The organism is Brevundimonas sp. Root1423 (genome assembly GCF_001426805.1).
In genome coordinates, this window is the sequence record NZ_LMFL01000006.1 from 1 (window position 1) to 26633 (window position 26633).

Below are 26633 nucleotides of genomic sequence, written 5' to 3' on the forward strand. Positions count from 1 at the left end.
GCTCCGCGTGATCGCGGCTTCCGAGCGCTTCGGGGCGGGCATCGCATGGCCRGCCGGGGTTTGCCTGTTTTCGGCCCCCGACCTCTCGCCATTTAGGCCCTTTCGAAACGAAGCCCGGACGGGCGGGAGCGGCCAGGCTCCCGGGCTCCTCCGTTTCAAACCGGAGGACAGTCCCTTCGCACGCCGGAGGGGGGAGCAACCCGTCCTCCAGGATGGTCCGGTTCCGCCGCCCGCCGCCGAAAAGGCGACGCGCGACGTCCCGCAACGATCACACCCCGCCGCACGTGGTTGGCCCTGGCGCCAGACGCCCTCCCCCGCGACGGGATGCAGNAAAAGGCGACGCGCGACGTCCCGCAACGATCACACCCCGCCGCACGTGGTTGGCCCTGGCGCCAGACGCCCTCCCCCGCGACGGGATGGCAAAAGCATACGGCTGCCGGGACCCCGTGCTGACAATAGAGTTTGAGAAAAGCGGAAGGTGTTGAACAGGCGGGATATTTTCCCGCCAACCCGACTATATATCCGGCGAGCAGCGTCACGCGATCGCACGGTTGGAGGGGCGGTCCCCGCCTTCGCGGGGATGCACGGATAGGGGATTGTCTCCTCCCCATCGCCTTCGGCGACAAGGAGGAGACGGGAGTCACAGCACCGTCTTCAGCACCGGCCGCAGGTTGACCGCGCCGGCGCGGAAATCCTTCCAGGGGTCGGGCTTCTTCAGCAGGGCGCGGGCGTCGTGGAGGGTGAAGGCGCGGGGGTCGAGGCCGGTCTTCACCTGGGTCCATGACAGGGGGAAGGCGAGACCGGCGCCCGGGCGGGCGCGGGGGGACCAGGGGGCGACGGCGGTGGCCATGCGGCCGTTGCGCAGATAGTCGAGGAAGATCTTTCCGCCGCGCGCCTTCTTGGCCAGGGTGGTGGTGAAATGGTCGGGGTCGGCGACGCGGACGCGTTCGCTGACGGCCTTGGCGAACGCCTTGCACTGGTCCCATTCGATGCGGCTGCGGGCGTCGGCGAGGATGGGCACGACGACGTGCAGGCCCTTGCCGCCGGTGGTCTTGACGAAGGGGTTGAGGCCGAGGCTCTCAAGCTCCTTTTTCACCGTCTTCGCGGCGGCGATGACGTCGGCGAAATTCAGACCCTCGTCCGGGTCGAGGTCGAAGGTGATCTGGTCGGGCGTCTCGGGATCGTTCGGCTTGCAGCCCCAGGGGTGGAGTTCCAGCCCGCCCGACTGGCCGATGGCCACCAGACCGCCGACGTCGACGACGCCGATGTAGGGTTTGCGCTCCTTCACATCGATCAGCTTCAGCCGCGGATTGGAGCCGGGCATGGCGTGACGCTGGAAGAATCTCTCGCCGCCGATGCCCTCGGGCGCGCGGATGATGGAGACGGGGCGGTCGGCGACGTGGGGCAGGATGCGTTCGGCCGCCATTTCGTAATAGCGGACGAGGTCGGCCTTGGTCAGGGCCGGTTTGCCGTCGGCGGCGGGCCACAGGATCCTGTCGGGACTGGAGATGGTCACGCCGGCGACGACCAGCTTCGACTTGCCGCGCGGCTCGCCGGGAATGGACAGCTGGGGCGGGGCGGAGACCTTGCCGGTCTCCTTTGACGGCTTCGACGGGGCCTGCGGTTTCTCGGTCACTTCGGGCGCGGTCTTGTCCTCGCGCAGGCCCTTGAACGACGCCTGCCGCAGGGAGCCGGTGTCGGTGTAGCCGCCGTGTTCGATCTCGGCGACGAGGGTGGGCGTGACCCAGTGGATGGTCTGGCCGGCGGCCGATGAGCGGCGCGGGGCACCCTTGCCGACGAAGGGACTGTGGTCGGTCTTCGCCTTCTTCAGGGCGGGCAGCAGGGTCTTGAGCAATGGTTGAGCGTAGCCGGTGCCGACGCGGCCGAGGTGGCGCAGGCCCTTTCCGTCCTTCGCATCGACGTCTTGCACCCCGACGATCAGGGAGCGGAAGCGGTCGCCCTCCGAGGTCCAGCCGCCGATGACGACCTCGTCGCGGCCGCGGCATTTGGATTTCAGCCAGGTGGTCGAGCGGCCGGGGGTGTAGGGGGCGTCGAGCGACTTGGAGATGACGCCTTCCAGATCCATGCGGCAGGCGCTGTCCAGCACCGCCTGACCCGTGGTGGCGAAATGGTCGACGTAGCGGATGCGCTTTCGGGCCGTCTTGGGGATGCGGTCGATGTACGCCTGCAGCCGCGCCTTGCGGTGCGACAGGGGCAGGCCGCGCAGATCCTCGTCGCCCTCGAACAGAAGGTCGAAGGCGAAATAGATCAGGTCGCCGGTGTCGCCGTCCGAGATGGCGGCCTGAAGCGCCGAGAAGTCGGGCATGTGGTCTTCGGCCAGGGCGCAGAGCTCGCCGTCGACGACGCCGTCGGGCCAGTGCGCCGCGTCGTCGGCGTGGGCCTGGAATTTGGCCGACCAGTCGAGGCCCTTGCGGGTGCGCAGCGTCGCCTTGCCGCCGCCGACGCCGATCTGGATGCGGTAGCCGTCGAACTTGATTTCATGGGCCCAGCCGGCGCCGCGCGGGGGGTAGTCGGCGATCTTGCACAGCTGGATTGGGACGAAGGCGGGCGGTTTTTTCGATGTGCTCGCGGCCGCCTTCGTGGGTTGGGGTTTGGGCGGGGCCTTGCGGGTGGTCGCCTTCAAGGATTTCCATTCCTTCGAACCGCCCGCGATCTCGGCGAGGGTCCGGCCCGAGACGATGGAGGCGTCGATCTCCATATTGGCGTCGCCCTCGCCCTCGACGGTGTATTCGTCGCGCTCCTTGATCAGCAGCCAGTTGTTGCGTTTGGAGGGCTTGCCGCGATCGGCGCGCAGCCGGATCAGGGACCATTTTCCCTTCAGCCGTTCGCCGTGCAGGACCATCTTGATCTGACCCTTTTTGAACGCCGCATCGAGGTCGGGCTCCTGCGGCTCCCATGTGCCGCGGTCCCACATCTGCACCGTGCCGGCGCCGTAGTTGCCGGCGGGGATGGTCCCCTCGAACGAGCCGTAGTCNCGGTCCCACATCTGCACCGTGCCGGCGCCGTAGTTGCCGGCGGGGATGGTCCCCTCGAACGAGCCGTAGTCGAGCGGGTGGTCCTCGACCTCGACGGCCAGGCGTTTGACCAGGGTGTCGCGCGACGGAGCCTTGGTCACGGCCCAGGACTTGAGCACGCCGTCGACCTCGATGCGGAAGTCGTAGTGCAGGCGCGTCGCGGCGTGGCGCTGGATCAGATAGGTGAGGGCGGTGGTCTTCGCCTTGCCCTTGCGGCCGGACGGCTCGGGCGTGTCGGCGAAATTGCGTTTCGCCTTGTAGGTCCTGAGTTCGCCCTGGGCTGCCATGGGGGGTGAACGCGGGTCGGCGGGGAGCGTTGCGGGGGAGGCAGCAGGCAGCAGGCAGCACGAGGAACGCAGGCGGGGCCGGGACTCCGTCGACCCTGCTGCCTGCTGCCTGACCCCCGCTGCCTCGCCCTACGGGTGGATCGTCTCCCCGTGCTGCGTGTAGTCGAGGCCCTCGATCTCGGACTCCCTGTCGACGCGCAGGCCGGTGGTGAATTGGCAGATCATCAGGATGACGAAGGTGCCGATCCCGCTCCAGGCGATGACGGCGGCGAGGCCGATGGCCTGGTTGAGGAGGTTGGCGTTCTCGCCGGCGGGGTTGATGGCGGCGGTCGCGAGGACGCCGGTCAGCAGGGCGCCGACGACGCCGCCGACGCCGTGGACGCCGAAGGCGTCGAGGCTGTCGTCATATCGGAAGGCGCGCTTGAGCCAGACGGCGCCGGCGTAGCAGGCGGGGCCCGAGAGAATGCCGATGATGAAGGCGCCCTTCGGGTCGACGAGGCCGGCGGCGGGGGTGACGCCGACGAGGCCGGCGACAATGCCGGACAGCAGGCCCAGCAGGGTCGGGCGCCTGTGGTCGATCCACTCGACGGCGGTCCAGCCGATGGCGGCGGCGGCGGCGGCCAGGATGGTGTTGAAGGCGGCCACGGCGGCTATGCCGTCGGCGGCCCAGGCCGAGCCGGCGTTGAAGCCCAGCCAGCCGACCAGCAGCAGGCCCGTGCCCATGGCGGTGAAGGCGAGGTTGTGCGGGGCCATATTGTCCCGCCCGTGGCCGTGGCGCGGCCCCAGCACCAGGGCGCAGACGAGGCCCGCGACGCCCGCATTGACATGGACCACCGAGCCGCCGGCGAAGTCGAGCACGCCCAGCGACCCCATCCATCCGCCGCCCCAGACCTGATGGCAGATCGGGACGTAGACGATCAGGTGCCAGAGGAAGAAGAACAGGATCGCGGCCGGGAATTTGATCCGCTCGGCGAAGGCGCCGGCGATCAGGGCGGGGGTGATGATGGCGAAGGTCAGCTGGTAGGCGATCCACAGGAATTCGGGCAGGCCGGGGGCGAGGCTGTGGGCGGTGGCCGGGGTGACGCCGTCGAGGAAGGCGGCCTGGAAGCCGCCGATGAAGCCGTTGGCAGCCCCGCCGCTGGAGCCGAACGACAGGCTGTAGCCGACGGCGAACCACAGCACGGTGACGATGGCCAGGGCGGCGGTGGAATGGGCGATGGTGGCGATGACGTTCTTGCGCCGCACCATGCCGCCGTAGAACAGGGCCAGCCCCGGCAGGGTCATCAGCAGGACGAGGGCGGTCGAGGTCAGGATCCAGGCGGTCGAGGCCTCGTTCAGCACCAGCGACGTCTGATGCTCCAGCAGCGCGGGCCGGGGCGCGGCGGCGAGGGCCGGCGCGGCGCCGAGGGCCGCAAGCGCCGCGGGGATGAAGGCGGGAAGGCGAACGGTCATGCGCGGGTCCGGTCCGGAGGTCTGTATGGCTCGGCCCGAACCGCGTTCGACGCCGCGGAAACGGATTGGACGGCATTGCAGCGCACAAGGCAATTCATTTCGTGTGCGGTGCAATATTGCGCGGTGAAGCTGCGAGATTCAGACATGCACACTGCCGTACGGCACGAAGTCACCGCCGGGTCTCGCGTCCGCACATTCATTACAGCGTTGCAATGATTCACATATTGCGCGCGGGGGCTGTCCGGGTGTCACTTCGGCCAGGCCAACCGCCGCTGACGCAGTTCCAGGGGGAATTCCATGCATACCGCCCGTCGTCTCGCCTTGCTCGGAGGGGTCGCCACGACCCTGCTCATCGCCGCTTCCGCCCATGCCGAAAGCGTCGCCGCGCCCCGGCCGCCCGTCGCCGCCGCGGCCGCGGCCGCCCAGGAACGCCTGGCGCCCCTGCCGGCGGTGGACATCCCCTTCACCAAATTCGTCCTCAACAACGGCCTGACCCTGATCGTGCACGAGGACCGCAAGGCCCCGATCGTGGCGGTCAACATCTGGTACGGCGTCGGCTCCAAGAACGAGCCCGAGGGCCGGTCCGGCTTCGCCCATCTGTTCGAACACCTGATGTTCAACGGATCGGAGAACTACAACACCGACTTCTTCAAGGGCACCGAGCTGCTGGGCGCCACGGACCAGAACGGCACCACCAACACGGATCGCACCAACTATTTCCAGAACGTGCCGACCTCGGCGCTGGACGCCATGCTGTGGCTCGAGAGCGACCGCATGGGCCATCTGCTGGGCGCCATCGACCAGGCGCGCCTGGATGAGCAGCGCGGCGTGGTGCAGAACGAGAAGCGCCAGGGCGAGAACCAGCCCTATGGCCGGGTCTTCAACGCCATCACGGCCGCGACCTGGCCCGACGAACACCCTTATGGCCACACCGTCATCGGCTCGATGGACGACCTGAACGCCGCCGACCTGCCGACGGTGCAGCAGTGGTTCCGCGACTACTATGGCGCGGCCAACGCCGTCATCGTCCTGGCCGGCGACATCAGCCCCGAAGAGGCGCGCGAGAAGGTCGAGCGCTATTTCGGCGATATCCCCTCGGGCCCGCCGGTGACCCAGCCGCGCCGCATGGTCGCGCCGCTGGTCGGGGCGCAGCGGGAGGTCATGTATGACCGCGTCGGCCAGCCGCGCCTCTACAAGGTCTGGAACACCACGCCGCAGGGCGAGGCCGACACCGACTATCTGGCCATGGTGGGCCAGGTTCTGGCCTCGGGCCGGTCGTCGAGGCTGTACAAGCGGCTGGTGATCGACGAGCAGCTGGCGACGGCGGTCTCGGCCGGGGCCGGGGGGCGGCAGATCGCCGGCCAGTTCATCGTCACGGCCACGGCCAAGGCTGGCGGCGACCTGAACCGCATCGAGGCCATCGTCGACGAGGAAATGGCTCGGCTGTTGCGCGACGGGCCGACCTCCGAGGAGCTGGAACGCGTCCGCACGCAGACGGCGGCCGCCACCATTCGCGGACTGGAGCGGATCGGCGGGTTCGGCGGCAAGTCCGATCTGCTGGCCCAGTCCGAGGTCTTCTTCGGTGATCCGGCGGCATGGCGGACCAGCTATCAGCGGATCGTGGAGGCCCGACCCGACAACCTCACCGAAGCGGGCCGCCGCTGGCTGTCCGACGGCAGCTATTCGCTGGAGGTCCTGCCCTTCCCCGACTATTCGGTCTCGGCGGGCGTGGACCGTACGGCCGGCGTGCCGGCGGTCGGTCCGGCTCCGGAAGCGGTGTTCCCGACCATCGAACGCGCCCAGCTGTCCAACGGGATGAAGGTCATGTTCGTGCGGCGCGAGAGCGTGCCGACCGTCAGCATGAACCTGATCCTCGACGCAGGGGCCGTGGTCGATAGCGACGACAAGGCGGGCCTGGCCCAGCTGACGCCGCAGGTGATGACCAACGGCACTGACGACCTGACGGCGATCGAGATCAGCGACCGGCTGCAGCTGCTGGGCGCGACCCTGGGCGCGGGTTCGGGGACGAACTCGACCAATGTGACGATGACGGCCCTGTCGGCCCGGCTCGAGCCGTCACTGGATCTGTTCGCCGACGTGGTCCTGAATCCGGCCTTCCGGCAGGAGGATTTCCAGCGCACGCGCACGCTTCAGATCGCGGGCATCCAGCAATCGAACCGCAACCCCGGCGCCATCGCCTCGCGGGTTCTGAGCCGCGAGATGTACGGTCCGGAAAGCCCCTACGGCCGTCCCGGTTCGGGCACCGAGCAGACGGTGGCGAGCCTGACCCCGGCCGACGCCGAGGCCTGGCACCAGACCTGGTTCCGGCCCGACAACGCGACCCTGGTCGTGGTCGGCGACACCACCCTGGCCGAGCTGACGCCGAAGCTGGAGCGGGCCTTCGCCGRMTGGCGGGCGCCCTCGACGCCCATGCCGGCGCGACCGGGTCCGGCGGACGCGCCCGAGCCTTCGGGCCAGCCGCGCATCCTGATCGTGGACCGCGCCGGGCCGCAGTCGACCATCCTGGCCGGCCGCGTCGCCCCGGCCTTCGACCCCGCGACCGAGGCGTCCATCGAGACCATGAACACCGCCCTGGGCGGCGCCTTCACCAGCCGGATCAAYATGAACCTGCGCGAGGACAAGGGCTGGTCCTACGGCGCCGGCGGCGGCGTGCCGTWCGGCCGCGGCGACCGGATCTATTCGGTCAGCGCCGGGGTGCAGTCGGACAAGACGGCCGAGAGCCTGGCCGAACTGCGCCGCGAACTGACCGAGGTGGTCGGCACGCGTCCGCTGACCCAGGCCGAGATCGAGGCGGCCCGGGCGAACATGGTGCAGGGTTTGGCCGGCAATTACGGCCGCGGCGACCGGATCTATTCGGTCAGCGCCGGGGTGCAGTCGGACAAGACGGCCGAGAGCCTGGCCGAACTGCGCCGCGAACTGACCGAGGTCGTCGGATCGCGTCCGCTGACCGATGCGGAAATCCAGGCCGCTCGCGCCAATATGGTCCAGGGTCTGGCCGGCAACTGGGAGACCAATGCGGCCATCGCCGGCGAACTGCAGAACATGGTCGTCTGGGGCGTGCCGGAAAACTACTATGACACCTATGCCCAGAGGGTGGGGTCCATGACCGCGGCCCAGGCCGCCGTGGCGGCGCAGGCCGTGGTCGGCTCCGGGCCGACGACCTGGGTGGTGGTCGGCGACCGGGCCTCGATCGAGCCGAAGATCCGGGCGCTCGGTTTCGCCGACGTCCAGGTGGTCGATATCCACGGCCGTCCGGTCCAGTAGGGGCCGGGCGTCGGACGACGGGGAAGGCGGGACCGGCGACGGTCCCGCCTTTTCACGTCCCTGGGCCGCCTGGGGACATGGCCTATCGGGCGTATCGCGCCTCCACCGGCGCATAGCGATCCCAGACCGCCCGGTCGGCGAGGGAGCGCAGCAGCTTGATGTATTCGGCGTGGGTCCAGGCCAGGGGGGTGGCGGAGTTGGTGCCCTGGCCGGGCCGGTAGCCGTGCGGCGTGGCGTCGCCGACGCCGTCCCAGACCTGTTCCGGCAGCAGCAGACCGTCGTTGCCGAAGGACTCCATGCCGCGCACGTAAGTCTGGCGGATGAGGTTCAGCTGCGCCCGGTTCCAGTCCTGATCGGCGGACGGGTTGGCCAGCAGGGCGGCCAGTTCGTAGTGGCCGCGTTCGCCGGTGAAGATGGGCCAGACCCGGCCGCGCTGGCCCGGGGTCATGCCGCCGACGCCGTAGTTTCCGCCGGTGTCGGCGTTCTCGCCATAGCCGTCGTTGCCGTAGCGGCGGAAGCCCGGGACGCCGTTCAGGTCGTAGCGGACGCGGAAGCGGGCCTCGCGCGTCTGGTCGTCATATTCGGGCAGGCTGGCGACGATCGAGGGGGCGTCGGCGGCGCGCACGCCGTAGCGGACCAGCTCGAGGAAGCCGCCGTCGATGATGCGGTCCTCGGGCATGGCGGGCTGGCCGTTGTTCTCGCCCAGCGGCAGCTTGTCGTTGGGGTTTTCATTGCGGCTGAGGCGCAGGAAGTAGCGGCCGTCGCCGTATTCGCCGGCGGTGGTGAACATGCGCGCCTCGACCTTGGAGGCATAGTCGTCGGCGGCGGCCAGATAGCGGGCGGCCGAGGCGGGATCGCCCGAGGCGCGGGCGATGTCGGCGGCGACGGTCAGGCCGGTGATGACGGCGGCGGTGGTGGAAGGAGAATAGCCCTCCTGCTCCTCCCACCGTTCCTGCTGGGTCCAGGGCGGGGTGATCCGGCGGTCGTTCCACAGGATGCCGGCCGTGCCGCCGTCGACGAGGAAGTCGGCGGCCGGCTTGATCATCCGGGCGTAGATGGCGGCCAGTTCGGCGTCGCCGATGCGGCCCGCCTTCCACAGCTTCCAGCCCAGCATGATGGGCATGGCGGTCTGGTCGAGCTGGACCCCGACCCATTCGATCTCGCCGTCGACGTGGGTCTTCTGCAGGAACCAGCCGGTCGCGCCGGTATTGCCGGGCGTGTCGGCGCGAACCTGGACCCGGGGCAGGTAGCGGAAGGCGGCGACGGGCGTCTCGGCGTCCCCCAGGGCCATCAGGGCCATGGCGACCTGATAGAAGTCGCGCGGCCAGACGGCCTTGTAGCCGGTCGAGGATTCGGTGGCGTCGACGGTGTCGCCCCACGGGTTGGACAGCGACGCGATCAGGGCCCCGGCGTAGGTGCGGTCCTCCTGCACCTTCAGCATCAGGGCCGAGGCCCAGGCGAGTTTGCCGCCGTCGGTGGACTGTTCGGCGATGCGGGGGAGGTCGGTCAGGGAGGCGATGTAGTCCTCCCAGCCGACGCGGTCGCCCTCGCCGTTGAAGCGGGCGAGGACCTCGTCGAGGCCGGTCGCAACGGTCCGGTTCGCGGCGCTGCTGGCGGCCGTCCGGGTCGAGCCGAAGCCGATGACGAAGTCGCGGCTCAACGACTGATTCGGCCCGAGCCGCGGCAAGCCGCCCGTCAGCATGATGGCGCCCGGCTGGTTTCCGGTGGTCTCATGGACGTTGTCCAGGCGACCGTCGGCCAGATCGGTCAGGCCGTCCGACGCGCCGACGAAGCCGACGCTGGCGGTCTCGAATGGCAAGGTCGGCCGGAACGTCAGATGGACATCGCCTTCCGAGGCATGGAGCGCGCCGCGCTGGGCCTCGCCGGAATCACCGACGCCGGTATTGGCCATGTGGGGTTCGAGCAGGACATAGGGTGTGACCTGGCCCTTCAGGGCCCGGATCGTCGCGCGGACCACGAGCGCCTGATTGTCCGGATCGGTGAAGATCCGCTTCTCGATCTCGTACCGGCCCTGCTTGTCCGTGGTGATGACCCGGTAGGCCGGCGACAGCGGGCGGCCGTGATCGTCCGTGTGCAGATATTCGGTGCGGCTGGTGGTGTCGGTCCCCTCGACCGACAGGCCGGTGTCGGTGACGACGGCGAAGCGCAGCTGCTTGATCTGGGCTTGGTGGATCAGGCCGTACATGGTCTCGGTCAGGACGCCGTCGGCGAGGGAGAACCAGACGCGGCTGACGTCGCCGGTGCGGCCGCCGTCGCGGTACTGGCCGTCGACATAGGCTTCGTACGAGGCGCCCGCGCCGGTCTTGGCGGCGTTGGACCAGGTGGGGCGGTCACCCGGCGCGCCGGGGGCGACGGCGGAAATGACAGGCGCGGGCGCGTCCGCGACCGGGGCGGCGTCCAAGGTGGCGCAGCCGGCGAGGGCGGCAAGGGCGACGCCGGATGCGAGGCGGGAGATGATGCGCATGGGAGGACTCGTCAGGCAGGGGGAAGCAGGAAGGCGAGGGGCACGTCGAGGCGCTGGTTCCACGAGGCTTCGTTGTGTTCGGCCCCGGGGAAGACGAGGCTGCGGAAGCGGTCGGGGCCCCAGCCTTCGTCGCGGATGGTCTGGTCGATGCGCGACTGGAAGACGGCGTAGAAGGCGTCCAGGGTCTCGTCGCCGCGATCGAAATAGAGGCGGTGATTGCGCCGGTTCGGCAGGCCGTCGAGGACGACGCGGGTCCAGGCCGAGACCAGCCGTTCGCGCCAGGCCGCCAGCGCCGCCTCGTCCGTGATCTGTTCGATGCGGAGGGGCCAGTGGGTCGAGACGCAGCCGGCGGCGCCGAAGACGCCGGGGTATTTCATCAGGGCGTAGAGCGAGATCAGCCCGCCCATGCTGGAGCCCATGACCACGGTGTCGTCGCGGCCCGCGCGGGTCCGGTATGTGCGGTCGATGAAGGGTTTCAGCTCCTCGACCATGAAGCGCAGATAGCCGTCGGACAGGGGCTCGCCGCCGTAGATGGACTGGATGTCGGCGCGCATGTCGTCGGGCAGGGCGCGGATCAGGTCGGCGGGGATGTATTCGCGCAGCCGCAGCGGCGTGTTGCCGATGCCGACGACGATGGGCGTGCGGATCTGGCCGTTGGCGGACAGGCGGGCGACGTGCTCGTCGACGCCCCATTCCTTGCCGTAGGACGCCCGCGCGCCGTCGAACAGGTTCTGGCCGTCGTGCATGTAGAGGACGGGGTAGCGGGCTTCCGAGCCGTCGTAGCCCGGGGGCAGCCAGACGGTGACGTCGCGCGGCTGGACGTGGGCCGAGGCCATCTGCTGGTGTTCGAAGAGGCGGCCTTCGGTCGGGGCGTCGGCGCGGGCGCGGGACGCGTGCGCCGCCATGGGAAGGGCGGCGAGGCCGGTCAGAAGCGTGCGGCGCCCGATCACGCCGCGGTCTCCGTCTTCGGCTCGGTGACCTTGAGGCTGCAGGCGGCGGCGATGAAGAAGCTGACGCCGCCGAGGACGAGGGCCCAGATGGCCTGGCCGTCGAACAGGCCCTTGAGGATCAGGCCCAGGATGGTGGCGGCAAGCAGCTGGGGCACGACGATGAAAATGTTGAAGATGCCCATGTAGACGCCCATTTTCCGGCCCGGGACGGCGCCCGCGAGGATGGCGTAGGGCATGGACAGGATCGAGGCCCAGGCGACGCCGACGCCGATCATGGGCAGCCACAGCAGCTGGGGATCGCGGATCAGGAAGACGCCGACCAGGCCGAGGCCGCCGAGGGCGAGATTGATGGCGTGGGCGGCCTTGCGGCCCGTGCGGCGGGCGACGACCGGGATGGCGAAGGCGGTCAGGGCGGCGACGCCGTTGTAGACGCCGAACAGGACGCCGACCCAGTTGGCCCCCTCATTGTACGCCGTCGAGGTGGGGTCGCTGGTCCCGTAGTGGACGGCGGTGACGGCGGCGGTGGTGTAGATCCACATGGCGAACAGGGCGAACCAGCTGAAAAACTGGACTACGGCAAGGCCGCGCATCGTCTTCGGCATGCGGAAGACGTCGTCGATGATCTCGGTCAGGCTGTTCGAGCGGCGGGCGGCGTGCAGGGCGCCGACGGCCAGCTGGAGCAGGCCGAAGCCGACGAGGAAGCCGAACAGGACGTAGAGCTCCTTCTCGAGCCCGGCCCATGACACCACGCCGATGCCGACGGCGCCGATGAAGCCCCAGACGACGCCGCCGATGTAATATGCGCGGTGCGAGCGGGCGGGGGCCTGACGGTCGTCGGGACCCCGTGCGGTGCGGGCGGTCTCGAAGGCGTCGATCTGTTCGGGGCTGTATTCGCGCGTCGAGACGACGGTCCAGAGCACGGCCAGAAGCAGGCCGGCGGCGCCGATGTAGAAGGACAGTTTGACCGAGTCCGGCGTCACCCCCTCGGGCGCGGTCGAGACCACGTGGAAGACGTTGGTCAGGAGCCAGGGCAGGCAGGAGGCCAGCACGGCCCCGGCGCCGATGAAGAAGGTCTGCATGGCGTAGCCGCGGGTGCGCTGCTCGTCCGGCAGGTTGTCGCCGACGAAGGCGCGGAACGGCTCCATGGTGACATTGATGGCCGCGTCCATGACCCACAGGGTCGCCGCCGCCAGCCACAGGCTCGGGGCGTTGGGCATGTAGATCATGGCCGCCGAGGTCAGGATCGCCCCCACCAGGAAATAGGGCCGGCGGCGGCCGAGAGGGCCCCAGGTCCTGTCGCTGAAATGGCCGATGATCGGCTGGACCAGCAGGCCGGTCAGGGGCGCGGCGATCCACAGGATGGCGAGGTTGTCGACCTCGGCGCCCAGAGCAGGCCGGTCAGGGGCGCGGCGATCCACAGGATGGCGAGGTTGTCGACCTCGGCGCCCAGRGTCTGGAAGATGCGGCTGGCGTTGCCGTTCTGCAGGGCRAAKCCGATCTGGATGCCGAAGAAGCCGACGCACATRTTCCAGATGGCGAGSTGGCTSAGGCGCGGSCGCGTMCGCCAGACGTGGTCGGCGGCGGTCATGCGCGGCGTCCCCGGCCCAGCGGAACGAAGCGGATGGCCTGGCCGCCGCCGGGGGCGAGGCGCAGGCTGAGGGTGTCGGCGCCGGTGACCTCGCGCTGCTCGATGACGATGGCTTCGCGGTTGGTTCGCCAGTGGGCGTCGGGGGCGTCGCGGTAGATTTCGGCGCGGTAGCGGCGGCCCGGGTCGAGGAAGGACAGGGACGCGTCCAGCGCGCGCGGATGCTCGTCGGTSATGGCGCCGAGGAACCACTGGTCGGAGTTGCGGTCCTTGCGGGCGATGGTGACGAAGTCCCCGATCTCGCCGTTCAGCACGCGGGTGTCGGACCAGTCGACGGCGACGTCCTTGATGAACTGGAACGGGCCGGGGTTGGCCTCGTAGTTCGCCAGCAGGTCGGCGGCCATCTGGATCGGGCTGTAGATGGTCACATACAGGGCCAGCTGTTTGGCCCAGGTGGTGGCGATGCCGTCGGGCGCGCGGGTCTGCATGCCGAAGACGCCCGGGGTGTAGTCCATGGGCCCGGCCAGCAGGCGGGTGAAGACCAGGTTCACCTCGTGCTCGGGCGGATTGCCGGGCTGGCCCCAGGCGCTGAACTCCGTGCCGCGGGCGCCCTCGCGGGAGATCATGTTGGGATATGTCCGGCGCAGGCCCGTGTCCTTGAAGGGCTCGTGGGCGTTGACGGCGACCTGGTATTTGGCGGCGGTCTGGACGACGCGGAGATGGTGCTGCGCCATCGGCTGGCTTTCGTGCCAGGCCAGCCGGGGCTGGCCGTCGGGGCCGCGCACCCGGGCGCCGGCGGCGTCGGCGACATAGCCGGTCTTGACCGAGTGCCAGCCGAACCGCTGCATCTGGGCGAAGGCGGCGTCGAGCTGTTGCTCGTAGTGGAAGGCGTTGCCGCCGGTTTCGTGGTGGCCGATGATCTCGACGCCCCTGGCGCGGGCGTAGGCGGCGACGCGTTCGATGTCGAAATCGGGATAGCTCTGGGTGAAGCTGTAGTTCCAGCCCGTGCCGAACCATTCGCCGTCCCAGCCGACGTTCCAGCCCTCGATCAGGACGCCGCCGAAGCCGTGCTCGGCCGCGAAGTCGATATGCTTGATGGCGTTTTCGGTGGTGGCGCCGTGCTTCGGACCCGAGTTCCAGGTCTTCAGGTCGAGGTGCATTTCCCACCAGATGCCGACGTATTTCATCGGCTTGAACCAGCTGACGTCGCCGAGCCTGTTCGCCTCGTTCAGGTTCAGGATCAGGCTGGATTCGACCAGGTCGCCGGCGCGGTCGGCGATCTGCAGGGTGCGCCAGGGGGTGGTGAAGGGGGTGGTCAGCTCGACCGCCGCATTGGTCAGGCCCGGCGTCAGGGCCGCCTTGAACCGCCCGCCCTCGACCCGGCGCAGGTTCATGCCGGAATAGTCGATCAGGGCGGCCTCGTGGATGGAGACGTGCAGGCCGTCGTCGGTGCGGAGGGTGAGCGGGGTCTGGGCCACGCCGACCGAGTCGATGCGGGTGCGGTTGTAGAGATATTCCTCGCGGTTCCACTCGAAGGCGGGAATCCACCAGGCCGTGCCGGAATCGACGACGGCGAACTCGGTCAGCTCGTCGCCGATGCTGACGGTCTTCAGATTGGGCTGGTCGGGGAATTCGTAGCGGAAGCCGAGGCCGTCGTCATACAGGCGGAAGACCACGTCGATCCGCCGCTCCAGGCCCCCCTTCTCGGTCAGATGGACGCGCAGCTGGGTGTAGCGGTTGCGGATGAAACGGCGCTCGCCCCACGGCTGCTCCCAGGTGTCGTCGTGGGACGTCGGGGCGTCGGCCGTGACGGCGAAATTGCGCTCCAGCTTGGCCGCGTCGGTCAACAGGAAACCGAGGCGGGAGGGGGCGATGACGGGGCGGCCCAGGCGGCTGACGCTGTATTCCGGACGGCCCTCGCCGGTGACCGTCACCGACACGGACAGGACGCCCTCGGGCGATGCGGCCCCGACCGCCGTCGCAGGCTCCTGCGCCTTCGCGGCGGCGGGCAGGGTCGCCAGAAGGGCGGTGGTCGAGATCAGGAACCGGCGGGTCAGCATGCAGGGGCGCTCCAGGTGAGGGCACTTGCCAAGCGCGGCCGTAACGGCGCAGAACAAGCAAGGTTTGCAGCAAAATTTGCAGACATGATATCGACCGGAGTCCGCGCTTGAGCCGCCGCAACACCCGTCTGGAAGACCTGGCCAAGCTGGCGGGCGTGTCGATCTCCACGGCGTCGCGGGCGCTGAACGACAGCCCGGCGGTCAATGCGCGCACCAAACAGCTGATCTGGAAGCTGGCGCGCGAGCACGACTATCCGTTCCGCCGCTACATGCCCGCCGGGCCGATCGGCGCCGACGGCGTCATCGCCCTGGTGACGCCCCGGCCGCAGGGCCGCGAGGGCCGGCTGAGCGACCCCTTCTTCCTCGAGCTTCTGGCCGGCGTCGGCGAGGCGGCGCGGGAGCGCGGCTGCGACGTGATCATGAGCCATTTCTCGCCCACCAGTTACGACGACCTGTCGGCGGCGATGAACACCAGCCGGGCCGACGGCGTGATCTTCCTCGGCCAAAGCGCCCTGCACCAGAGCCTGAACCGGCTGGCCGAGACCGAGGGCCGTTTCGTGGTCTGGGGCGCCCAGATGCCGGACCAGGCCTATTGCTCGGTCGGGTCGGACAATCTCGCGGGCGGCCGGCGCGCGACCCTGCATCTGGCGCGGCTGGGGCGCAAACGCATCGTCTTCCTGGGCGATCTCGAGCCGCCCGAGGCCATGCAGCGCCACCGCGGCTATCTGGAAGCCCTGGCCAGGTCGGGGATCGAGGTCGATCCCGACCTGATCATGGAGGCCCATTTCGAGGTCGAGTCGGCCGAGGCCTCGGTCGACAGCCTGATCCGGCGCGGGGTGAAGTTCGACGGCGTCGTCTGCGCCTCGGACCAGATCGCCCTGGGCGCCGTGCGGGCCCTGCTGCACGCCAACCTGCGCGTGCCCGAGGACGTGTCCGTGATCGGCTTCGACAATGTGCCGTTCAGCCGCTACGCCCGCCCGGCCCTGTCGACCATCGCCCAGGACACGATGAAGGCGGGCCGGCTGCTGGTGTCCAAGCTGCTCGACAACCCCGGCGACTCCGTCGGCCGGTCGGAACGAATCCCCACCGACCTGATCGTGCGCGAGAGTTGCGGCGGCTGAGGTCATCCGGCCGCCAGAACCAGTCCCGCCATGGGGGGCAGGGTCCCCGTCGGCGGTGAATCCAGATTGACGGCCTCGATGATCCGATGGCCTGCCGGCAGGGTCCAGACCGCCGGCTGACGGCCGAGGTTGAAGACGCAGACCAGTCGCTCGCCGCCATGGACGCGTTCGAACGCCAGAAGGTCGTCGCCGGACTCCAGCAGGGTCATCTCGCCCAGCGTCAGGGCGGGATGCGCCTTGCGGAAGGCGACCAGCCGACGCGTGGCGTGCAGCATGGATGAGGGATCGCGTTCCTGGCGGTCGACGGACAGGGGCACATGGCGCGGATCGACCGGCAGCCACGGCTCGACGGTCGAGAAGCCGGCCTGCGGCTTGTCGGCGGTCCACGGAATGGGGGTGCGGGCGCCGTCCCGGCCGAGAGTCTGGGGCCAGTTGGCGATGGCCTCGGGATCGACCAGCCGGTCGAACGGGACCTCGGCCTGGGGCAGGGCCAGTTCCTCGCCCTGGTAGATGAAGACGTTGCCGCGCAGGGTCATCAGCAGCAGCATCGCCATCTCGGCGTAGGCCCGCAGATCGCGGTCCCCGGCCCAGCGGGAGATGGCGCGCGGGGCGTCGTGGTTGGAGAAGGTCCAGGACGGCCAGCCCTGACCGTCGCGGCCGTGCCAGGCCTCGGCCCCCTCGCGCACCAGCGCCGCTCCGAGCGTCGGGGCGTAGAGGTAGAGGAAGCCATAAGCGCTGTTCAGATGGTCGTCGCCCTGGGTGAAGGCCTGCATCTCGCGTTCGGCGTGATCGCCGCCGACCTCGGCCACGCTGAAGCGACCGCCGTAGCTGTCGGTCAGGGCGCGGATGCGGGCGAGGAAGTCGACGATGCCGGGCTGGGACTGGTTGTGGACCTTGTCCTGGAAGTCGAACGGCCGGGTGCGCTTGCCGCCGGGCGGCAGGGGCGGATTGTCGGTCAGCTTCGGGTCGTGCATCGAGAAGTTGATGGCGTCGAAGCGGAAGCCGTCGACGCCCCGGTCGAGCCAGAAGCGGGCGGCGTCCAGCAGGGCGTCCTGGACGTCGGGATTGTGCAGGTTCAGCTGCGGCTGCTCCGGCAGGAAATTGTGCATGTAGTACTGGCCGCGCCGCGCGTCCCAGGTCCAGGCCGGGCCGCCGAACACCGACTGCCAGTTGGACGGCGGCGAGCCGTCGGGTCTGGCGTCGGCCCAGACGAACCAGTCCGCCTTCGGATTGGTGCGCGACTGGCGGCTTTCCCCGAACCAGGCGTGCTGGTCCGAGGTGTGGGCGAAGACGAGGTCGGTGATGATCTTCAAGCCGAGGCGGTGCGCCTTCTCGATCAGGCGGTCGAAGTCGGCCAGGCTTCCGAAGATCGGATCGACATCGCAATAGTCGGCGACGTCATAGCCGAAATCCTTCATCGGCGAGGTGAAGAAGGGGCTGAGCCAGACCCCGTCCACGCCCAGGGAGGCGATGTGGTCGAGGTGTTCGGCGACACCGGCCAGATCGCCGACGCCGTCGCCGTTGGTGTCGGCGAAACTGCGCGGATAGACCTGATAGATGACAGCGCCGCGCCACCATTCGGCGGCGTCGGGCAGGGCGGTCGGATGTTCGAGAATCTGGGCGGTCACGCTGGTCTTTCGGATACGCAGACAAGATAGCCCAGGGCGGGCACGGAAACAGAGACGGCGCCCGGAGCGGCGCTGCGGGCGGGGCAGGAGCCGATCAGGGCGCGCCAGTCGGCGGACCCCGTCTCGACCGCGACATTGACCTCGCGCGCTTCCGTCGAGGTGTTGAACACCACCAGCGTCTCGCCGTCATCATCGAGACGGGAGAGGGCGAGAACGCCCGGGGTCTGGTCGGCGGTGCGGACCACGACGCGCCCGCGGCGCAGGCGGACGTCGGCGGCCCGGGCGCGGGTCATTTCGGCGATACGGCGGTACATGTCGGCGTCCGCGTCGAACGGGCCGACGGCCGCGCCGATGCGGCGGTCGTCGGCATAGGAGGGGACGCGGGTCTCGAACATGTCCTGACGCGACCGGCGGTCGTCGCCGTCGCCGGTGAAGCCCTGTTCGTCGCCGTAGTAGATGACCGGCACGCCGCGGCCCAGCAGCACCAGGGCATGGGCGAGGGCCGACCGGTCCAGCAGCTCGGCGTCGGAGATGTCGGGCTTCGCGGTCAGGATCAGATGGCCGATCCGGCCCATGTCATGGTTGCCGGTGAAGGTCGGCAGGCGCAGCGCCGTCTCCGCCCCGCCGGCGTAGATGGCGTCCTCCATCAGCAGATAGCCCATGGCGTCGGGGTGCTGGACGCCGGTGACCATGTTCTGGACGACGCGCTGATAGGCGAAGTCCAGCACCGTCGGCAGGCCGTCGACCACGGTGTGCATGGCCGCCGTGCCGGACTGGAAGTCGTAGGTCTCGCCGAAGATGTGGAAGTTCGGGATGCCCCTGGCGCGGGCGCGTTCGAGGATGGCGGGGACGAAGGCCCGCCAGAACTCGGGGTTCACATGACGGGCCGTGTCGATGCGGAAGCCGTCGACGCCGTAGTCGTCGATCCAGCCGCCGTAGACGTCGATGAAGCCCTCGACGACGCGCGGATGTTCCGTGAACAGATCGTCGAGGCCGGAGAAGTCGCCGTCCATGCGGGCTTCGCTGTACCAGGCGCTGTTGCCGCGGTTGTGATAGAGGCCGACGTCGTTGAGCCAGGCCGGGACCTTGACCGTCTCCTCGCCCGCGGGGACGTACGGGGTGTACGCATAGTCGGGCCGGGTCAGGCTCGAGAAGTCGCCGCCCGGGGCGCCCGTGAAGCCGGGGTTGATCGGTTCGCCCGTCAGGCCGCCGCGACGCTGGTACGGATAGTCGCCCTTCCAGCGGTAGCCGCAGTCGTTGGCCGGGCATTCCCGGTAGCGGATGACGTCGGCGGTGTGGTTGATGACGATGTCGAGATAGACCTTCATCCCCCGCGCATGGGCGGCGTCGACCAGGACGCGGAAGTCGGCGTTGGTCCCGAAATGCGGATCGATCCGGGTGAAGTCGGTGATCCAGTAGCCGTGGTAGGCGGCGCTTTCCTGGCCCGGGGGACCCTGGACCGGCTTGTTGACGAAGGGCGGCGCGATCCACAGGGCGGTGGCGCCCATGCCCTGGATATAGTCGAGCCGCGCGGTCAGGCCCTTGAGGTCGCCGCCGTGATAGAAGCCGGGATCGGCCGGATCATGGCCGGTGGCCAGGCGGTCGCCGCGGGCGCCGCCGCGGTCGTTGGCGGGATCGCCGTTCTCGAACCGGTCGGGCAGCAGGAAATAGACCACCTCGTCCTCGGCCGGGCGCTGGCGCAGCGCCTCGAGACTGTCGGGAGAGGGCTGGGCCCAGGCGGTCGAGGCGATGCCGGCCGCCAGGGCGGCGACGCAGGCGCGAGTCCACCGGCTGGCGTGTCCTGTCATGTCTGGCGTTCCTCAATGTCCGTGGACGTCGTGGCCCGGCGGATCGGTTTGCAAGATTTTGCAGCGTCGGAGCCGTCTGTCAATCCGTCCAGCCTTGGCGTCCGAAATGCGGCGCTGCAAGGGAAAGTCGCCTTGTGCAGTGCAATATGGCGTCGCCGCGCGTCACATTTCGGCCACGTCCATGCCTGTCCCGAAGATTACCGGCTTGCAACGTTCCCATAAGTTTGCATAACTTTGCGATGACAGACCGGACGCTTCGTCAGAAATGCGCCGGCGCCAGGGAGAGAATGACGATGAGAACCCCCATCACGCGACGCGCCCGTCTGCTTGCGGGCGCCGCGATCGGCGCCGTCGGCTTCATGGCCGTTGCGGGATCCGCCGCGGCGCAGGAGCCCGTCCAGGACCCCGATGCGACCGAGATCGACGAGGTCATCGTCACCGGCATCCGGGCCTCGATCCAGAATTCGATCGCGGCCAAGCGCAATGAGACCTCGATCGTCGAGGTCGTCACCGCCGAGGACATTGGCAAGCTGCCGGACGTGTCGATCGCCGAATCGCTGGGCCGCCTCCCGGGTCTGGCGCTGCAGCGCCTGGACGGCCGGGGCCAGAACATCTCGATCCGCGGCCTGGGTCCCGACTTCACCACGGCCCTGCTGAACGGGCGCGAGCAGGTGACGACCAGCGACAACCGCGGCGTCGAGTTCGACCAGTATCCGTCCGAACTGCTGGGCAGCGTCGTCGTCTACAAGACGCCTGACGCCGCCCTGATCGGCCAGGGCCTGGCCGGCACCGCCGATCTGCGCGTCATTCGCCCGCTGGAGTACGGCCGTCAGGCCATCGCGGCGAACCTGCGCTACGAGCTCAACGACATCGGCGCCCTGAACGCGGGGAGCGACGACAGCGGCTGGCGCTACAGCGTGTCCTACATCGACCAGTTCGCCGACGACACGATCGGCGTCGTGCTGGGCTATGCGCACATCGAAAGCCCCTATCAGTCCGAACGCTTCAACGCCTGGGGCTATCCCGAGGTCACCGGCGGCGGGCCGCGGGTGATCGGCGGCTCCAAACCCTATGTCATGTCCGCCAACCTGGAGCGGAACGGCTACATCGGCGTGCTGGAGCTGAAGCCGAACGATCGCGTCCACATGACGTTCGACGCCTTCTATTCCGAGTTCGACAACACCCAGATCCTGCGCGGCATCGAACTGCCGCTGTTCTGGTCGGCGGCCCAGCTGCAGCCGGGCTTCACCGTCGAGGACGGGCTGGTGGTCGCCGGCACCTACACCGGCGTCAAGGGCGTGGTCCGCAACGACGTCAACGAGCGTGAGAGCACCCTGACCTCGCTGGGCTGGAATGGCGAGTTCCGGCTCAATGACGTCTGGTCGCTGAACGCCGACGTCAACTACTCGTCGGTCGAGCGCACCGACCAGATCCTGGAAACCTATGCGGGCACCGGCCGGGGCCCCGTGGGCGCGACCGACACGATCGGCTTCCGGACCAGCGACGACATCACCCGTTTCTCGGCGGGCCTAGATTACGGCGATTTCAACCTGATCCGCCTGACCAGTCCGCAGGGCTGGGGCGGGGACGTGATCCCCGGCGGCCAGGACGGCTATCTGAATTCGCCGACCGTCAATGACGAACTGACCGGCGCCCGCTTCTCGCTGGAAGGCGATGTCGACTGGTCCTTCATCAGCGGCGTCGAGGTCGGCGTCTATGCGTCGAAGCGCGAGAAGGAATTCATCAACGACCAGTTCTACCTCGGCGTCCCCGGGGGCGCCTCGGCCGTCGTACCGACGGCCTTCCGCCTCGATCCGACGTCGCTGGCCTATCTCGGCATTCCCCGGATGATCAGCTACGACGCCCTCGGCCTGGTGCGGAGCGGCTTCTACAACATGATCCGCAACCCCAACGCCGATGTGCGCGCGGGCAACTGGTTCGTGGAGGAGCGGGTCACCACCCCGTTCGTCAAGTTCGACATCAACACGACGGTGGGGCCCTTCCCCCTGACCGGCAATTTCGGCATCCAGGGGCAGTATACCGAGCAGAGTTCCGACGGCTTCGCCGCGCGTCAGATCGGCACCGGCGTGTCTGAATCCATCGCGATTTCCGGCGGCGACGACTACTGGGAGATCCTGCCGAGCGCCAACCTGATCTTCGAACTGGCGGAGTCGCGCTTCCTGCGCCTGGCGGCCGCCCGGACCCTGTCGCGCGCCCGCATGGACCAGATGCGCGCCAGCCGGACCTTCAGCTACAACGCCAGCCGCGACGACCCCGCCGCGCCCGGCGCGAACCTCCCGGCCTACGATCCGCTGAACCCGCCCTTCACCGGCGGCGGCGGCAACCCGCAGCTTCGTCCCTGGATCGCCAACGTCTTCGACATCTCGTTCGAGCAGTATTTCGGCCGCTCGGCCTACTTCTCGGTCGCGGCCTACTACAAGGACCTCGAGACCTACGTCTACGACCGGACGACGCCCTTCGACTACACCGGCTTCCCGCCGGCGACCGGGGTCTACCGCCAGGGCACCTACACCCAGCCGGAGAACGGCGAGGGCGGCGAGATCTACGGCATCGAGCTTGCGGTCTCGACCCCGTTCGACTTCATCTCTCCCTGGCTGGAAGGGTTCGGGGGTCAGCTGTCGGTTTCGCAGACCGAAAGCAAGATCCAGCCGGACCTGGGGAATCCCGCCGAGCCGATCCCCGGTCTGTCGGAAACGGTCGCCAACCTGACGCTCTACTACGAGAAGGACGGCGTTCAGGCCCGCGTCTCGAACCGCTACCGGTCCGAGTTTGTGGGGGAGGTCGCCGGCTTCGGCAACGGCCGCACCTTCCGCCGGGTCGCCGCCGAGAACATCGTGGACGCCCAGATCGGCTACGAATTCCAGGCCGGACCGCTGGAAGGCCTGTCGGCCCTGTTCCAGGTCAACAATCTGACCGACGAACCATTCTACACCTACGAGGGCGGCGACGAGCGCCGGATCATCGACTACCAGTCCTACGGCCGGACCTTCCTGTTCGGACTGAACTACCGCTACTGACCGTCCCAACCCGGTCAGGAAGGGGCCGCCGCGGGAAACCGGGGCGGCCTTTTCGTTTCCGGCGGCGGCGTCCGGCCACTTTTGGTTACGATTTCCCTCAAAGCGCTGGACGCAACCGCCCACGGATGAAACCAAAGACGCCAACAGCCGCGCGTGGGGACGCCGCGGCGATCAGGGGAGTGAAATGACCGACACCCAAGTTCCGGCCACCCAGAAGACCGGCGTGGCCTTCGCCTATGTGACGACCCTGTTCTTCGCATGGGGCTTCGCCACCTCGCTGATCGACCCGCTGATCGCGGCGGTGCGGCGCGTCTTCGACCTCAGCTACACCGAGGCCTTCTTCACCACCTCGGCCTGGTTCATCGCCTATGGCGTGGCGTCGATCCCGGCCTCCTATGTGCTGGCGCGGCTGGGCTACAGCCGGGCGATCATCGCCGCCCTCGCGACCATGGTGCTGGGGTGCCTGATCGTGCCGGTGGCGACGATGATGGATCAGTACGCCGGCGTGCTGCTGGCCCTGTTCGTCATCGCCTCGGGCGTCACCCTGCTGCAGGTCGCGGCCAATCCGCTGGTGGCCGAACTGGGCGCCCGGAAGAGCTCGCATTTCCGGCTCAACTTCTCGCAGGCCTTCAATTCCCTGGGCACGACGATCGGGCCCTGGCTGGGGTCGCATGTGCTGCTGACCGGCGGCGTCTTCGCCGCCGGGGCGGTGGTCACCGTGGCGACGCGCAACGAGTCCCTGCGCAGCATCGACACCGGCTTCCTGGCCATGGGCGCCTTCTTCGCCCTGCTCGCCGCCTTCATCTTCACGGCGCGCAAGAAGATCAACGCCGCCGCCCCGGCCGCCGTGGCGGGCGCCTCGCCCCTGGCGGCCTTCGGTTCGCCCTGGGCCCTGTTCGGCGCCCTGGCGATCTTCATCTACGTCGGTTCCGAAGTGGCCATCGGCTCGATGCTGACCAACTTCCTGAACAGCGAGGGCATCCTGAACATCCCGCTGGAAGAGGCCGGAAAGATGGTCGCCTTCTACTGGGGCGGCGCCATGATCGGCCGGTTCGCGGGCAGCGCCCTGCTGACGCGGGTGCCCGCCGGGGTCCTGCTGGCGGTCTGCACGGTCTGCGCCGGCCTGCTCTGTGCGGTCGTGACCCAGACGGGTGGAACGACGGCGGCCTATGCGGCCCTGTCGATCGGGCTATTCAACTCGATCATGTTCCCGACCATCTTCACCCTGACGCTGGAGCGGTCCAGCGCACCGGCCGCGGCGACGTCGGGCCTGCTGGTGTTCGGCATCATCGGCGGCGCCATCCTGCCGCTGATCGCGGGGCAGATCGCCGACGCCGCAGGCGGGGTGCTGACCCCGGCCTTCTATGTGCCGATGCTGGGCTATGCCGCCCTGACGGTGTTCGCCATCGCGGCGGCGCGGACGCGGGTGCGCAACGGCGACGGCGCGGCGGCTCCCGCGCCGCACTGATCCACCGGACCAAACGGCAGGGCCGCCGACGGCATCGTCGGCGGCCCTTGCGCGTTTGGCTCCCTGTCGCCCAGGATAGGGCGGGGCGCGGAGAGTTGAATGATCGCCATGATGAGACGCGCCGGACTCCTGGGGCTGGCGCTGGCCCTGATCGCCGCCCCGGCCTGGGCCGCGGTGACCCTGACCTTCTACGCCCATCCCGGCGCGCGCATCCGCGGCGGCGATCTGCTGTTCCCCCACGCCTATGTCCATGCCTCGGGAACGCTGGACGACACCGGCGACGCGGTCGACTGGGCGGCGGGTTTCACGGCGAAATATCCCGGTCCGCACCTGCTTCTGGCCACGGGCCCCGGCGTCGTCGCCACGCCCGAGGCCCGCTATGTGGGGGAGGGCAAGCCCTATCTGCGGATGACGGTCAGCGACTCGGTCTATCGCGCGGTCCGGGCCCGCGCCGACTGGTGGCACGGGCCGGAGGGATCGCTGTACGATCTGCGGCGCCGCAACTGCATCAGCTTCATCGCCGACCTCGCGCGGGTCGCCGGGCTGCAGACGGCGAAGGAGCCGTCGATGAAGCCGGGGACCTTCCTGGAGGCGACGGCGGCCCTGAACCCCGCCGCGGCATGGCGCGAGACGCCGGTTGTCGTCGCGGCCGACAGTCCCGGCGCGATCGCCGATCCCGCGCCCTAGGCGTCCTCCGCCCACATGGCGTTGGCCCTCAGATAGGCCTCGTGTTCCGGCAGGCCGTCGACCGTCCGCGCCAGCACCTCGGAGATGTTGCGCAGGCCGGCGGCGGCCTTGTCGGCGTCCTGGTACGCATAGAGCGGGCTGGGCCCGCGCGGGGTGATCCCCTGGCCGTACATGACCGCCAGCCACGACCCCTGGCTGAAATACTCGTCGGCCCAGACCTGATACAGCAGGGCCCGGTCGCGAAAGGCCTCGACCCGTTCGGAAAGGCTGTCGGGGATCGGCATGACGGCTACCTGGCGCCAGAACGGAGAATCGTCCCTCCGGCTGGCGTGGTAGTGCAGGATGACGAAATCGCGGATCAGTTCGACCTCGCGGCCGAGGCGGCGGTTGTAGCCGTCGATGTTGACCGGGCTGAAGTCCATGTCCGGGAAATGCTGCAGCAGGCGGTAGATGCCCGCCTGGACCAGGTGGATGCTGGTCGATTCCAGAGGCTCGATGAAGCCGCTGGACAGGCCCAGGCTGACGACGTTGCGGTCCCAGTATTTCCTGCGCCGACCGGTGGCGAAGCGAAGCAGCCGCGGTTCGGCCAGCGGCTCGCCGTCGAGATTGGCCAGCAAGGTCTCGCGCGCCGCGTCGTCGGACAGATGGTCCGAGCAATAGACATAGCCGTTGCCGGTGCGGTGCTGCAGGGCGATGCGCCACTGCCATCCCGCCTCGCGCGCGGTCGACAGGGTGTAGGGCGTGAGGGGTTTCACGCCGGCGCAGGGCACGGCCACGGCGCGGTCGACCGGCAGCCAGTGGGACCAGTCCTCGTAGCCGGCCTTGAGCGCGCCCTCGATCAGCAGGGCGCGGAAACCGGTGCAGTCGATGAACAGGTCGGCCTTCAGGACCCGGCCGTCTTCCAGGGTGACGCCGTCGATGAAGCCGTCCTCGCCGCGCTGGACGACGTCGACGATCTTGCCTTCGATCCGCTCGACGCCGCGGCCCTCGCAGACCTTGCGCAGGTATCTGGCGTAGAGGCCGGCGTCGAAATGATAGGCGCTGAACAGGCTGTTCCTCGGCGAGCGCGGATCGGGATCGCGATCTCCGACCTTGCCGGCGTCGGCGGCGCGCCAGCACACGGAATAGTCGCCCAGGTCGCCGGCCAGGCCGCGGGCCTTGAGCGAGAAATACGTCTGCTGGAAATCGGCCAGGGTCGGCCCGCGGCCGAAGGTGCCGAACGGGTGAACGTAGCGATTTCCGATATGGCCCCAGTCCTTGAAGACGATGGCGACCTTCAGCGTGGCCCTGGTCTCGCGCATGAACTCGGCCTCGTCGAGGCCGATCAGGGCGTTGAAGTCGCGGATGGGCGGCACGGTGGCCTCGCCGACGCCGACGATGCCGATGTCGTCGGATTCGACCAGCGACACCTTCGCGTGCGGCCCCAGGGTGCGCTGCAGGGCGGCCGCCGCCATCCAGCCCGCCGTGCCGCCGCCGACGATCAGAATGGAGCGGATGGGTTCGGACATGATGGGCTCCCCGTCTGCTCCAGATGTGCCCCAGTCACGCCGGCGTTCCAAGAGCGGCCCGCGGGTTCGCGATTTGTTTACCGGGACCAAAGCCATTGTAGCCATTGCCTAAACGGCGACCCCGGTCCAGGGTCGCGGTGGGGCCTGGTCGGGTATTTCAATGCGCAACCGATTTGCAGTGGGACTGGTGTCCCGGGCCCTCTTCCTCGCCGCGGTTCTGACGCCGCTCGCCGCCT

13 protein-coding genes and 2 pseudogenes are annotated in these 26633 nt (G+C 69.0%); 5 read left to right on the forward strand and 10 right to left on the reverse strand.

Translation table 11 applies throughout. From position 1 onward, the window contains the following. Positions 1-640: 640 nt before the first annotated feature. The 3 genes and pseudogenes from ligD to ASD25_RS04735 form a co-directional block, all read right to left on the reverse strand. A partial coding sequence (gene ligD / locus ASD25_RS04730; RefSeq protein ID WP_235562605.1) for a DNA ligase D occupies positions 641-2995 on the reverse strand: 2355 nt, incomplete at its 5' end. Position 2996: 1 nt separating this feature from the next. Next, positions 2997-3322 (reverse strand): annotated as a pseudogene (locus ASD25_RS31630) (DNA polymerase ligase N-terminal domain-containing protein); the annotation flags it as partial. A 129-nt stretch (positions 3323-3451) separates the two neighbouring features. Then, the gene (locus ASD25_RS04735) at positions 3452-4774 is read right to left on the reverse strand and encodes an ammonium transporter (RefSeq protein WP_055827715.1); all 1323 of its coding nucleotides are present in this window, start codon (positions 4772-4774) and stop codon (positions 3452-3454) included. Positions 4775-5071: 297 nt separating this feature from the next. Here ASD25_RS04735 and ASD25_RS04740 point away from each other — a divergent pair, with 297 nt between their 5' ends. Continuing rightward, a complete protein-coding gene (locus ASD25_RS04740; protein WP_082572197.1) occupies positions 5072-8059 on the forward strand; it encodes a pitrilysin family protein in 2988 nt (995 codons plus the stop codon). A gap of 82 nt (positions 8060-8141) precedes the next feature. Here ASD25_RS04740 and ASD25_RS04745 read toward each other — a convergent pair whose 3' ends face one another. From ASD25_RS04745 to ASD25_RS04760, 4 genes and pseudogenes are all read right to left on the reverse strand, one after another. Further along, positions 8142-10544 carry a glucan 1,4-alpha-glucosidase gene (locus tag ASD25_RS04745; RefSeq protein WP_082560014.1) on the reverse strand — a complete coding sequence of 801 codons (2403 nt, stop codon included), beginning with the start codon at positions 10542-10544 and terminating at the stop codon, positions 8142-8144. Positions 10545-10555: 11 nt separating this feature from the next. Further along, a complete protein-coding gene (locus ASD25_RS04750; RefSeq protein ID WP_055827718.1) occupies positions 10556-11494 on the reverse strand; it encodes an alpha/beta hydrolase in 939 nt (312 codons plus the stop codon). After that, positions 11491-13082 (reverse strand): annotated as a pseudogene (locus ASD25_RS04755) (MFS transporter). Before ASD25_RS04755 ends, ASD25_RS04750 begins: the two are co-directional and overlap by 4 nt. Further along, a complete protein-coding gene (locus tag ASD25_RS04760) occupies positions 13079-15139 on the reverse strand; it encodes a glycoside hydrolase family 97 protein (protein ID WP_056615065.1) in 2061 nt (686 codons plus the stop codon). The pseudogene ASD25_RS04755 and the gene ASD25_RS04760 overlap by 4 nt, the downstream one beginning before the upstream one ends. Positions 15140-15213: 74 nt before the next feature. On the opposite strand from ASD25_RS04760, the gene ASD25_RS04765 reads away from it, so the two are divergent. Next, on the forward strand, positions 15214-16260 hold the full coding sequence (locus ASD25_RS04765) for a LacI family DNA-binding transcriptional regulator (protein ID WP_200943552.1): 1047 nt from the start codon (positions 15214-15216) through the stop codon (positions 16258-16260). Positions 16261-16262: 2 nt separating this feature from the next. On the opposite strand, the gene ASD25_RS04770 is transcribed toward ASD25_RS04765, so the two are convergent. Both ASD25_RS04770 and ASD25_RS04775 read right to left on the reverse strand, forming a co-directional pair. Further along, positions 16263-17888: an alpha-glucosidase family protein gene (locus tag ASD25_RS04770; RefSeq protein ID WP_235561696.1), complete on the reverse strand. Its 1626-nt coding sequence runs from the start codon at positions 17886-17888 to the stop codon at positions 16263-16265. Further along, positions 17885-19696, reverse strand: a complete 1812-nt coding sequence (locus tag ASD25_RS04775) for an alpha-amylase family glycosyl hydrolase (protein ID WP_055827730.1) — start codon at positions 19694-19696, stop codon at positions 17885-17887. The genes ASD25_RS04770 and ASD25_RS04775 overlap by 4 nt, the downstream gene beginning before the upstream one ends. A 293-nt stretch (positions 19697-19989) precedes the next feature. Between ASD25_RS04775 and ASD25_RS04780 the strand changes: the two genes are divergently transcribed. The 3 genes from ASD25_RS04780 to ASD25_RS04790 all read left to right on the forward strand — a co-directional run bounded on the left by ASD25_RS04780 (position 19990) and on the right by ASD25_RS04790 (position 24889). After that, complete coding sequence (locus ASD25_RS04780; protein ID WP_055827735.1) at positions 19990-22734, forward strand: TonB-dependent receptor; 2745 nt, start codon at positions 19990-19992, stop codon at positions 22732-22734. Between the two features lie 184 nt (positions 22735-22918). Next, positions 22919-24202, forward strand: a complete 1284-nt coding sequence (locus ASD25_RS04785; protein ID WP_055827737.1) for a sugar MFS transporter — start codon at positions 22919-22921, stop codon at positions 24200-24202. Between the two features lie 99 nt (positions 24203-24301). After that, positions 24302-24889: a hypothetical protein gene (locus ASD25_RS04790; RefSeq protein WP_055827741.1), complete on the forward strand. Its 588-nt coding sequence runs from the start codon at positions 24302-24304 to the stop codon at positions 24887-24889. Here the strand turns inward: ASD25_RS04790 and ASD25_RS04795 are convergent. Next, positions 24886-26397 carry a tryptophan halogenase family protein gene (locus tag ASD25_RS04795; RefSeq protein WP_055827746.1) on the reverse strand — a complete coding sequence of 504 codons (1512 nt, stop codon included), beginning with the start codon at positions 26395-26397 and terminating at the stop codon, positions 24886-24888. The two genes, ASD25_RS04790 and ASD25_RS04795, sit on opposite strands and share 4 nt — an antisense overlap. Between the last annotated feature and the right edge of the window lie 236 nt (positions 26398-26633).

What these genes read in the sequence shown, in the direction of transcription:
- ASD25_RS04735 (WP_055827715.1), bottom strand. Translation starts at nt 4,774, where the DNA reads ATGACCGTTCGCCTTCCCGCCTTCATCCCCGCGGCGCTTGCGGCCCTC.
- ASD25_RS04745 (WP_082560014.1), bottom strand. Translation starts at nt 10,544, where the DNA reads ATGCGCATCATCTCCCGCCTCGCATCCGGCGTCGCCCTTGCCGCCCTC.
- ASD25_RS04775 (WP_055827730.1), bottom strand. Translation starts at nt 19,696, where the DNA reads ATGACAGGACACGCCAGCCGGTGGACTCGCGCCTGCGTCGCCGCCCTG.
- ASD25_RS04780 (WP_055827735.1), top strand. Translation starts at nt 19,990, where the DNA reads ATGAGAACCCCCATCACGCGACGCGCCCGTCTGCTTGCGGGCGCCGCG.
- ASD25_RS04785 (WP_055827737.1), top strand. Translation starts at nt 22,919, where the DNA reads ATGACCGACACCCAAGTTCCGGCCACCCAGAAGACCGGCGTGGCCTTC.
- ASD25_RS04790 (WP_055827741.1), top strand. Translation starts at nt 24,302, where the DNA reads ATGATCGCCATGATGAGACGCGCCGGACTCCTGGGGCTGGCGCTGGCC.
- ASD25_RS04795 (WP_055827746.1), bottom strand. Translation starts at nt 26,397, where the DNA reads ATGTCCGAACCCATCCGCTCCATTCTGATCGTCGGCGGCGGCACGGCG.